Origin of the sequence: Neolewinella aquimaris (assembly GCF_014197245.1) — a bacterium.
Lineage (GTDB): Bacteria > Bacteroidota > Bacteroidia > Chitinophagales > Saprospiraceae > Neolewinella > Neolewinella aquimaris.
The window spans coordinates 1,120,399-1,131,426 of record NZ_JACIFF010000001.1 but is presented as its reverse complement, the minus strand read 5'-3'; the positions used below and the strand labels follow the sequence as shown (position 1 = coordinate 1,131,426).

General features: G+C 58.5%; 9 protein-coding genes. 2 read left to right on the top strand and 7 right to left on the bottom strand.

The annotated features are described in order from the left end of the window. Nucleotides 1-186: 186 nt before the first annotated feature. The 3 genes from GGR28_RS04530 to gatB form a co-directional block, all read right to left on the bottom strand. Nucleotides 187-1,740 carry a cryptochrome/photolyase family protein gene (locus GGR28_RS04530; protein ID WP_183494509.1) on the bottom strand — a complete coding sequence of 518 codons (1,554 nt, stop codon included), beginning with the start codon at nucleotides 1,738-1,740 and terminating at the stop codon, nucleotides 187-189. Between the two features lie 70 nt (nucleotides 1,741-1,810). Beyond that, nucleotides 1,811-3,826: a hypothetical protein gene (locus tag GGR28_RS04525; RefSeq protein ID WP_183494508.1), complete on the bottom strand. Its 2,016-nt coding sequence runs from the start codon at nucleotides 3,824-3,826 to the stop codon at nucleotides 1,811-1,813. Nucleotides 3,827-3,828: 2 nt separating this feature from the next. Continuing rightward, nucleotides 3,829-5,271, bottom strand: coding sequence for an Asp-tRNA(Asn)/Glu-tRNA(Gln) amidotransferase subunit GatB (gene gatB, locus GGR28_RS04520; RefSeq protein ID WP_221233788.1), 1,443 nt, complete (start codon nucleotides 5,269-5,271; stop codon nucleotides 3,829-3,831). Between the two features lie 116 nt (nucleotides 5,272-5,387). On the opposite strand from gatB, the gene GGR28_RS04515 reads away from it, so the two are divergent. Next, a complete protein-coding gene (locus GGR28_RS04515) occupies nucleotides 5,388-6,875 on the top strand; it encodes a formylglycine-generating enzyme family protein (RefSeq protein WP_183494507.1) in 1,488 nt (495 codons plus the stop codon). A gap of 10 nt (nucleotides 6,876-6,885) precedes the next feature. Further along, nucleotides 6,886-8,145 carry a T9SS type A sorting domain-containing protein gene (locus GGR28_RS04510; RefSeq protein ID WP_183494506.1) on the top strand — a complete coding sequence of 420 codons (1,260 nt, stop codon included), beginning with the start codon at nucleotides 6,886-6,888 and terminating at the stop codon, nucleotides 8,143-8,145. Between the two features lie 18 nt (nucleotides 8,146-8,163). Here the strand turns inward: GGR28_RS04510 and GGR28_RS04505 are convergent, their stop codons facing one another. The 4 genes from GGR28_RS04505 to GGR28_RS04490 are packed head-to-tail and all read right to left on the bottom strand — an operon-like array spanning nucleotide 8,164 to nucleotide 11,024. After that, on the bottom strand, nucleotides 8,164-9,288 hold the full coding sequence (locus tag GGR28_RS04505) for a cysteine desulfurase family protein (protein WP_183494505.1): 1,125 nt from the start codon (nucleotides 9,286-9,288) through the stop codon (nucleotides 8,164-8,166). Nucleotides 9,289-9,292: 4 nt separating this feature from the next. Beyond that, nucleotides 9,293-10,066, bottom strand: coding sequence for an exodeoxyribonuclease III (locus GGR28_RS04500; RefSeq protein WP_183494504.1), 774 nt, complete (start codon nucleotides 10,064-10,066; stop codon nucleotides 9,293-9,295). 29 nt (nucleotides 10,067-10,095) lie between these two features. Continuing rightward, the gene (locus tag GGR28_RS04495) at nucleotides 10,096-10,581 is read right to left on the bottom strand and encodes an acyl-CoA thioesterase (RefSeq protein WP_183494552.1); all 486 of its coding nucleotides are present in this window, start codon (nucleotides 10,579-10,581) and stop codon (nucleotides 10,096-10,098) included. Between the two features lie 41 nt (nucleotides 10,582-10,622). Continuing rightward, nucleotides 10,623-11,024 (bottom strand): hypothetical protein, encoded by a 402-nt coding sequence (locus tag GGR28_RS04490; RefSeq protein ID WP_183494503.1) that lies wholly within the window; start codon nucleotides 11,022-11,024, stop codon nucleotides 10,623-10,625. Nucleotides 11,025-11,028 lie beyond the last annotated feature (4 nt).

Genomic DNA, 11,028 nt, shown 5'->3' with positions numbered 1-11,028 from the left:
TGCAACTAAACTACTCCACGTAGGGAAATGAGCTTACAGCGCGGAAGAAGATTCTTTATTCACCTTACGTGTACACCTTACCCGGGGAACTGCTGGTTCTAGCACCTTCGAATAATTTCAGATCGGTAAGGTAAGAAAATGAAAATATGTCGGAAAGGATTACTGTAACCGAGTAATCTAGCGACATCACAACTCCTCCACGTGCTCCTTCACCCACGCCGCCCGCTCCAGGATCGCTACCTGCTCCTCCGACCCCTTGCGCTCCCAGGCCCGGTACATCATCTTCATGCGGAAGTTGCCGGAGAACCGCTCGCGGTGGCGGTCCAGAAAATCCCAGTACAGGCTATTGAAGGGACAGGCCCGCTCGCCGGTACGCTGCTTCGGATCGTAGTGGCAACCCTTGCAGTAATCGCTCATCTTATTGATGTAGTTGGCGCTGCTGCAGTAGGGCTTGGTCGCAATCAGGCCGCCGTCGGCCCGCTGGCTCATTCCCCGCGTATTGGTGATCTCGACCCACTGAATCGCATCAATGTAAACGCCCAGGTACCAGGCATCCACCTCGTCCGGGTGAGCACCCAGGATGAGGGCGAAGTTGCCCGTAATCATGAGCCGCTGAATGTGGTGGGCGTAAGCTAAATCGAGACTCTGGTTAACGGCGTGGGACAGGCAGTTCATCTTCGTATCGCCGGTCCAGTACCACCGCGGCAACTTCGCCTCGTGCCCCAGGCTGTTCGTGTGCTCGAACTCCGGCATCTGGGCCCAGTACACTCCCCGCATGTACTCCCGCCAGCCGATGATCTGCCGCACGAATCCCTCCACCTGGTTAAACGAGATGCCGTTCGGATCGTCCCGCCAGGCCGCAATCGCCGCATCGATCACCTCGCGGGGCGAGAGCAGTTTGGTGTTCATGGCAAAACTCAGGTTAGCGTGGTACAACAACGGATGGTGTACGGTCATTGCATCCTGGTAGGTGCCGAAGTAGGGCAGGCGGTTGGTGCAAAAGTCGGCCAGCGCCTCCAGACACTCGTCCCGCGTCACGGGGTAGGTGAAAACATTGTCCTGCATCCGGCCCATCGTCTGAATACCGTGCCGCTCTACCATTGCGACCACATCACTCGCGTCGCGCACGAACGTGCTAGCGGCGGGGAAGCTGATCTCCTTCGGTAAGGCCCCCCGGTTTTCCTGGTCGTAGTTCCACTGCCCCGTGGCGGGTTCCCCGTTCGCGTCCATCAGCACATGATGGCGGCGGCGCATTTCCCGGTAGAAGGTTTCCATCAGGTACGTCTGCTTCCCCTCGAAAAGCTGCGCGACGTCGTCCCGGGTAGACAAAAAGTGCTCCGTATCAAAAACTACTCCTCCAACTTTTTCCGAAAATGAAAGCAACTCCTGATCTAATCTCCACTCATCCGGATACTGGTACTCGAACTCATGAGCGCCAACGGATTGCATCAGGTCAGCCACATTTTCGGTAATGGAGTTCAGGCCAGCTTTTCTCGTTTCGTCCAGCGTACGGTAGTGCACCTCATGTCCCCCTGCGCGTAAGGCTTCGGCGAATGCCCGCATCGCCAGAAAAAAACCGGTGATCTTCTGAATATGGTGCTCGCAATAGGTAGCTTCCGAGTAGGTTTCGAAGATGCCGTACACGGTATCCTCATCCGGCTGCGCGAACCAGGAATGGTTAATGTTCAATTGATCGCCCAGAATAAGGCGAACGCGGGAGTAGGTAGGGGAGCGCTGCATGCCCCTCTAACTTGCCCGACCCGCATCCGGTTTTGGGCGGGTCCGCAGGAGCAGGCCAATTACGACCCGTTCAGTGCAGTTGGTAACAACGTACCCCACCCGGTGCGATTACGCCAAGCGACAGATCGCCGGAGAACGTCAGCTCAGCGGGTTGGGCTTCGGGCAGGGCAAAGAGGAGGTTTGCCCGACTAAATGCCGGATCCAGCGAAATATTCACCGGTCGATCCTGCGCCGCAAAATTGACCACGAAAAGATAAGCTTCGACTCCCGCGGCATCCGCCCTCGTCCAACAGACAAGGCCGTCCGAACCGACGGTAGGAGCCGGCACCTTATCCGGTGCGCCATTTAATTTCGGCAGTATGTTTTCGGCAAAACGGTGCAGTTTGTGCATCTCCCGGAGTAACGTGAAATTGCTGCCCCACTGCCACCGTCCGTTGGTTGCCTTAGGACCGGTACGTTCCTGGAACACGTACAGTTTCGTGTACTTTTCATTGGGCGCCGGCTCGAAGTGGCGGTCGCGCAATTCAAACCCGAGGGAGAAATAGGCGGGTAGCTTGCCCAGGAAGAAGCCGGTAAAGAGTCGTGCAATCTCACCGTGGTGGTGAAAATGATCGAAGCGGGGATCGTCCTTATCTCCCGTAATGATGGTAAAGGCCGGGGTCACTTCCGTTGTCTCGGCGATCTCGAGGTAGGTCGTCAGCAGGTGCTGAAAACGTTCGGTACCCGGTACTTCACTCTGCAGGTCGCCTAAGGTGACGTCTGCCTCAGAAGCGACAAGGTGCTCCACTTCATCGCCGTACGCCATCACGCCGGGAGGGGCAAGGAAGCTTTCGGCGAAGTAAGCAAAGTGGGGTCGGTCTTCGGCGATCCGCAGTTTTACGGCCCGTAATGGGTCGTAATAAGGTCCGATCTCCTGCGGTACTCCCTCGGGGCGCATCTGCACGTGCGACATATCGCCGCGCATGAAGTCGAAACCAAACTTCGCGCACTGTTCGGCGTACTTCTCGGTGAAGTAGTCCCACACCTGCTTACGCGGTCGGTCGAAGTCGATGGCCCAATCCCGATTATCGTCGCGGCGTCCGTAAAATTTGTATCGCGTCAGCGGCCCGAATACCCGGCTCATGCTCTCGGGTTTAGTGATGCGATAGTCGCGCCACCGGTGCCCCGCATCATCGATGGTGAGCGCCTGGTCGGAGGGGTCTACCTCGAGCCCGCGGTAGGGTGGGGCCATCGTAGCCGGCACGGACTCCAGCCCCTGGTGGTAGAGGTAATCGACCAGATTGACCCTTCGTTCCACCCGCAGGTCGTAATCTCCCGGTGCACCGAACAGTTCTACAAGCCGGTCCGCTTCCGGGCGCTCGTAAAAAAAGTGACGGGGGTCAAAATCTTTGTGGGGGTCCGTAAGTTTCAGCCAATCCAGTATGGCGATCTCCACGTCTTCGTGAAGGTTTTCCCGGTGGTCCGTGATGGTAAGGTCGTCGCGGCGCAACCACTCGAAGTACGACGGATTGGCCAGCACCATCTCACCGTAGCGATCGGTGTGCGGGATGACATCCATACCCACCACCTTGCCCATGGCGTGTAGCAGGTTGATGGTAACTTTTAGCTGATTCTCCAGAGAACGTAGTTGGGGAAACATGCGCAGAGCTTCTCCGTCGAGGAACTCCCAGTTGAGGTTCCAGCTTGCCATACCATACAGGCTGCCCACCACGCCGGGCTCCCAGATCGGAAGCAGGTGAATTCCCCGAATGTGATCCGGCAGCGTGAGGGCATACTTCAGCACGTTCCAGAAACTGCCGATGGTCCGGACGTTGATCCCAACGGTATTGCAGGATTTTAACCAGTTGCCGTCCCGCCGATTTGCGAGGTGACTCTCTATCGAGTTTTTCGGATTTAGTGCCTGCTGAAAGACCTTAGTCCCGAGACGCCCGTGCAGGATGCTAGTTATCTCTACGGCGGAGTACTCAAGCGCCCGTTGGGGAGACAAGCCGACTACGCAGGACGTCTTTCCCTCTGTGTAATCCGCGAGGGCGTGGTGTCCCACCTCCCTCCACCAGATCTGGTATTCGGCGTAATTGTTTATCATGCTTACGTTGTTTCCTCTAACAGCCCGCGCAGAAGTGCCTGCGTTTCCTTGGGTTCGGCGCTGCCGCCACTTTTCTTCATTACCTCACCCATAAAAAATCCTATCAGCCCCTTCTTGCCCTTCCGGTAAGCGTTGGCCTTATCGGGATTTGCGCCGATGACTTCCCGGGCGATGTGCTTCAGGAAATCCGTATCTGTATTCTGGATAAGTCCCAGATCGACCGCACGCTGGCGCACGTCGCCCGGGTTTTCCAGCAGGTCGGTCAGCAACCGCGAGGCGGCATTGGCCGCGCTTACTTCACCGTCGGCAATGAGCGTTTGCAGCGTAGCGAACTGCTCCGGCTCGAGTCCGAGCTCCCTCTGTTGCAGAAAAGGCAGTACCCGGTTCACCCACAACTTGGCCAGTTCCGGGACCGCGGGGGAGGCGCGGGCGTAGCGGACGAAGGAGAGGTAGTGGTGCTTTTCTTCTCCGATCAGCGCCGCATCGTCGGGGTCTAGCCCCAGGGCGAGTAATTCAGTATAGGCCTCCCAGGGAAGAATACCGAGCGTATCCCGCAACGTCTGCACGTACGCATCGGTCAGGACCACGGGCGGTAGGTCGGGATCGGGAAAGTACCGGTAATCGTGGGCGTTCTCCTTTTCCCGAAGTGCGGAGGTAGTACCCGACTGCGGGTCGAACTGCCGGGTCTGTTGCATTACGGACTCTCCTTTTTCGAGCAGTGCGATCTGGCGGTCTACTTCGTAGGCGATGGCGCGCCGGGCGAAGCGCATTGAGTTCATGTTTTTGATCTCGCAGCGGGTGCCCAGTTCGGCCTGTCCCTGCTTCCTTACGCTGACGTTTACGTCGCAGCGCAGGCTTCCCTCCTCCATGTTGCCGTCGCTGATCTCGAGCCACCGCACCAATTGGCGCATGCCGCTCATGAAGGCGTCGACCTCCTCTGCGCTGTGCAGGTCGGGCTCGGTCACCACTTCCAGTAGCGGCGTGCCCGCCCGGTTGAGGTCGACCCGGCTGAACGCTTCCCCAGCCGCGTGGATGGACTTTCCCGCGTCTTCCTCCATGTGAATGTGGTGGAGCTGTACGCGGACCGTAGGCGCACCTGCTGCATACTGCTGCGATGCCGTACGGATCGGAAGCGCTCCACCTACGCAGATCGGTCGGTCGTCCTGGGTGATCTGGTAGCCCTTGGGTAGATCGGCGTAGAAGTAGTTCTTGCGGTCGAAGGTGCTGCGGCGGTTGATCTTACTCCCGAGGGCCAGACCCAGCCGCACCGCAAACTCCACCTGCCGCTCATTCAGAAAGGGTAGGGTGCCGGGGTATCCGAGGCTCACTTCGCTGATGTGGCGGTTGGGCTCGGCACCGAATTCGTTGCGGTCTCCGCAGAATGCCTTGGACACGGTAGCCAACTGAACGTGGGTTTCCAGGCCAATGGTGGTCTCGTAACTCAAGGAGGAATGATTTAGGATGCGGCGAAGATAGGTTTTTCACCCTGAGGCGTAACGTTAGTGCCTGCCTAATTATAAATCGCATAGATGCATCACTTCGCTCACGCAAACCAATCACTATGAACAATTTACTCCTATTCTCGATGGTGTTGTTCACCTTCACCGCCCTACCGGCCAATAACATTGCGGTTTCCAACATCGTACTTACCGACCAGAACGTAGGCGCCGGAGAAACCACCGTTCAATTTGACTTGTCGTGGGAAAACTCCTGGCGTATCAGCGTCGGTCCGGCCAACTACGACGCCGCCTGGGTGATCATCAAATACCGCGTAGGTGGAGGCCCCTGGCGTCACGCGAACATCGCTGGCGTGGGCACTAGTCCCGGTGGAGCATCTGTACAGGAAGTTGATAACCTGGGCGCGTTCGTCTACCGCAGCGGAGACGGCAGTGGCGACGTCGCCTATCAGGACATACAACTCGTATGGGACTACGGCATAGACGGCGTGGACGACAACGCGGTAGTCGACGTGCAAGTCTTCGCCCTGGAGATGGTATACGTCCCACCGTCGCCTTTTTCATTGGGTACGGGGGGGAATATTCTGAATGCGGCTACCCTGGAGAACGGGGAGTTTTACAGCGTCGGTGCCGTCCCCCTAATCCGCTCCCCCTACCTTATCGATTCGGAAGATCAGATCAACGTCAACAACTCGGTTGGCAGCCTGTATTACCCTCCCAATGGGGGCGGGGTGACTTCTGGTGATCAGCTCGGTCCCATTCCCGCGACTTTCCCCAAGGGGTACGACGGATTTTACTGCGCGAAGTACGAAACTTCCCAGGCCCAGTACGTCGCCTTTTTCAATACCCTGACGCAAACCCAGCGCCTGGCCCTCGACGTCACCGGGTCCGAAGGGAAGAATTCCGATAACGTGTCAGCTCGCAACGGCGTTGCCTGGGACGAAACCGGGAATGCGACCACATCCCTACCCGACTTGCCCCTGAATTATGTATCCAATCAGATCGCCCTGGCCTACCTCGACTGGGCGGGTCTGCGGCCCATGACGGAACTGGAATTCGAAAAGGCCGGCCGCGGACCCGCCGATCCGATCCAGAGCGAGTTCGCCTGGGGCACGGCTAACATTCATGGCGCCCCCTATGCGTTACTGAACGACGGGCTACCCACGGAGCAGTTGTCCGGCCTTGGAGTAGGGACCGGAAACGCACAATTCTCACTGACCACTCCGCCGTTTTCCGGGCCGCTACGCGTGGGCATATTTGCGGCCAGTGCCACCAATGCAAACCGGGAAGAAACCGGAGGCAGCTACTACGGGATCATGGAACTCTCCGGGAACCTCTACGAACGCGTGGTAAGTGTAGGTAATCCGGAAGGACGGGCGTTTAACGGTGCTCACGGAGATGGAGAGATCACCGGTCCAGGCTTGCACAACGTAGCTACCTGGCCTACGACCAACGTGGGACTGGGATACCGCGGCGGCAGCCACGCAAACGCCGCCATCTACCTGCGCTTGTCCGATCGCAACGATGCGGCTACCGTCCTTACCGGTTCCAATACGCGACTCGGTTTTCGTGGTGTAAGGAGTGCCAATTAAATACGTGCTCATGCTCACCCACTTACGCCGCACCCTTCACTGGCTGGCCTGCCTGGCCTACCTCCTTACTTCAGGCCACCTATCCGCGCAGTTTGCCGGCGGGTCGGGAGACGGCTTCTTTACCGGAGGAGTAGTTCAGCTCACGTTCGACGGCCTGCCCGCAGGAGTCAGGGCCGTTTACACCGGCGGCGCCGGAGACGGTTTCGGTACCGACCACTACACGGTCACGTTATCCGGAGCATCCCTTTCCGGCCTTTATTCGGGTGGGCCCGCCGACGGCTTCGATCACGAACCGGGTACCTTCTCGCTGACCGGAATGAATCTCGACGCGGTATTTTCCGGCGGCGGTGGCGACGGCTTTGATCGGCAGACCGTGCACATCACCCTGTCCGGAGCCGATATTCAGGTGGCCTTTGCGGGCGGGGACGGCGACGGGTTCAGCCGGGAGACTGCGGTGGGCACGCTAGCGGGAGGGACCCTCGCCAGCATGTTTGCGGGAGGCGACGGCGACGGCTTTGACCACCTTACCGCCAACTTCTTACTGAACGGCACCTTGCTACTCGAAATCTTTGTTGGAGGACCCGGAGATGGTGCCGATCACCAAACGTACTCGGCCACCGTGAGCGGTTTGAATATGGCGATCGTGTACGGCGGAGGGGGAGGCTCGGGCTTTCACGCCAATTATTTCTTCGGCGTCGTCCCGCTTCCGCTGACGCTGGTCAGTTTCGACGCTATACCGGAAGAGCAGTACGTACTGGTCAAGTGGGTCACGGAAGACGAAGTCGGTACGGATTTTTTCACCATCGAAAAGACGGTCGACGGGCACGCTTTTTCCACCGTCGGCACCACGCCGGCAGCGGGAACTTCGGCACCCGGAGAACGGCTTTTCTACGAATTGCACGACAACGAGCCCTATTCCGGTACCTCCTTCTACCGGCTGCAAACCACGGACTTCGACGGTGCGATCAGTCTGTCCCATCTCGTAGAGGTACGGTATGCTCAATCGTCTGACTGGACGTTCACCCTCTTCCCTAATCCGAATACCGGCAGGCACTTCAGTGTACAAACGAGCGGAATTGCGGCGGGAGGTCAACTCACGATCGAAGTCTACGATGCCTCCGGCCGGCAATTGTTCCAACAAAAGTACCAGCACGACGAAGATCGGGCCCAGCTCATCGAACTTAGCAGTAGGCTAGTGCCGGGTTCATACCTGATTCGGGCATCGCACGGGGCAGAAGGCCAGCAAGCGAAAATACTTCTCGTGCAATAGGTTAAGGGCAGTGGCCCCCTATAGCATTCCGCCTAGCTTACTCACCACGGCATCCACTTCTTCTCGCGTATTGTGGTGGCTGAAGGAAAAACGGATCGTGTGGCGCTTCGAATCGGGGTGGAGGTGACCGACGACGTGGCTCCCCACGTCGATACCGCTGGAGCAGGCCGATCCCCCACTGGCGGAAATGCCGGCCAGATCCAGGTTCATCAGGAGCAGGTCCCCCTTGGGTGATTCCGGGAAGCTGACGGAGAGCACCTTGCAGTGGCTGTTTTCGGTATCGCCGTTGAAGGCCACTTGCGGATAAACTGACTTCAGCTGCTCGATAAAATACCGCTTGATCTCCCACATTTCGGCCATCCGGGCCTCGCGTTCGGCAGCTGCTATTTCGAGCGCCCTGGCCAGTCCTACAATACCGTAAATGTTCTCGGTACCCCCCCGCATATTCCGTTCCTGGGCACCGCCGTCGAGGTACGGCCGAATGATGTTATCGCTGTTTACGTACACGAAGCCAACTCCCTTGGGACCGTAAAACTTGTGGGCGGAACCAGAGAGAAAACTAACCCTGGTACGGTCCAGGTCGATGGGGAAATAGCCAATGGTTTGCACGGTATCGCAGTGAAACATTGCACCTGCGTCCCCGCACAGTTCCGCTACCGCTTCGAGCGGCAGCAAATTGCCGATTTCATTGTTGGAATGCATGAGGCTGACCAGCGTTTTTCCGCCTTCTTCCGCTAATTTCTTCCGCAGGTCCTCCAGATCTACGTGCCCGCGTTCGTCGATACGGACCATTTCCACCCGTGCCGCGCCGGTGGCCCGGATGGCATCGAGGCTATGCAGTACGCAGTGATGCTCGAGGGGAGAGGAGATGATGCGGGTCACGCCGAGATCGCGCACCGCGTTCTTCAGCGCCATGTTGTTGGCTTCGGTACCTCCGGAAGTGAAGAAGATCTCCCCGATGCTGCAGTTCAGGTAATTGGCCACCGTCTTGCGGGCGGCTTCGATGAGGCTGCGGGCCTTGCGTCCTTCGGCGTGGATGCTGGAGGGATTGCCGTAGGTGCCGGACATGACTTCGGTCATGGCAGCCATGACTTCCGGATCGAGCGGGGTGGTAGCGGCGTTGTCGAGAAAAATTCGTTTCACGCGGTCAGGGGGTTAATTGCAGCAGGATCGGACAGTGATCGGAGTGCAGGACGTCGGGTAAGTGCGCCACCGAAACGATGCGTTCGGCAAGCTCGGGGTTGAGGCTGTGGTAATCAATGCGCCAGCCCTTGTTGTTGTTGCGCGCATTGGCCCGGTAGCTCCACCAGCTGTAGGCTATGGTATCGGGGTGGAGGTGGCGAAACGCATCCACGAAGCCGGTGCGCTCGAACCACTTGGTCATCCAGCGCCGCTCGTCGGGCAAAAAGCCGGTGGTATTCTCGTTGCGCTTCGGGGCGTGGAGGTCGATCTCTTGATGGGCGATGTTGTAGTCCCCCACTACGATCAGGTTCGGCCGGGTCTTCTGCAGCTCGAGTACAAAGTCGAGAAAATCATCGAGGAAGCGATACTTATATTCCTGACGGTGATCACCTTGTCCACCGTTGGGGAAGTAACAGTTTAGGATGGTGATGTCGCCGAAGTCGGTGCGAATGACCCGTCCCTCACAGTCGTACACGTCGAGTTGGCAGCCCTGGACCACCAGATCGGGTGCCACCTTACTGAGGGTCAGTACGCCGCTGTACCCCTTCTTGCTAGTCGCGCTGTGCCAGGCGGCGTGGCGAAACCCGACCGCTTCCAATTCCTCCAGGTCGACCTGTTCCGGATGCGCCTTCGTTTCCTGCACGCACAATACGTCGATATCGGTGGTGGCCGCCCATTCGGCCAGTCCCTTACGGAGGGCGGCGCGGATGCCATTGACGTTGTAGGTCACGATATTCAAAGCGGTGGTGGTGTGAAGGTTAGGTAAAATCAGGCCTGCTGGCGAAACAATTCCTGCAACTGGCCGGCCTGTTCGGGCTTGAGGCGACCGGCAAGTACGAGGCGCAGCTCCCGCCGATTCAGTGCGGCCTCGTAGCGTTGTTGCTCGATGTCGGTGAGCGGCAGGAGTTCCGGAACGGGGACGGGAGAGCCGTTGTCGCGGTCCAGGGCTACGAAGGTAAAGAAGGCGTGGTGGGTGCGGCGGGGGTGGGTGCCCTGCATCGTGGCGGCGAATACTTCGACGTACACCTCGATGCTCGTATTGAAGGCCCGGGTCACGTTGGCTTCCAGGGTGATCACCTCCCCGTTCTTGATCGCGCTCTGGAAGGCTACGTTATCAACGCTGGCCGTGACCACCGGCTTGGCGCAGTGCTTGCCGGCGCAGATGGCGCAACAGATGTCCATCCACCGCAGCATATTGCCGCCCATCAGGTTGCCCTGAGGGTTGGTGTCGTTGGGCATCACGAGCTCCGACATGGTGGTGGAGCTTTCGGCTACCCGCTTGGGCGCGGGGCGGCTCACTGCAGCACGATTCCCGGGCGCTCCACGACGGGCACCTCCGTGAGGCCTTCCCGGCTGATGGTATTCGCCTTGAACACGTAGCGCTTATCGAGCATCTGCCCGTTGCTGTTGAAGCTGACCCAGTACTCGTTGGTAATGCCGAATAGAGTGGGCTGAATGGGCTCGATTTTGATCGACTCGCCCGCACCCAGCGTCTGATGAAAATGGCGTAGTACGGTGGTCGTCTTATCGACACCCTCCACGCTTCCGTAGCCCTGACTGGTGATCAGGATATTTTCCAGCGACTCGTCACGTAAGTTAATCAGGTAGGTATCCCAGAGATCTTCTCCGGCATCTTGTCGGGGGATCACCGCGACGGCCACGTCGGTTACTTCGGGCAGTGTGATGTCTTTTCTCATGGTG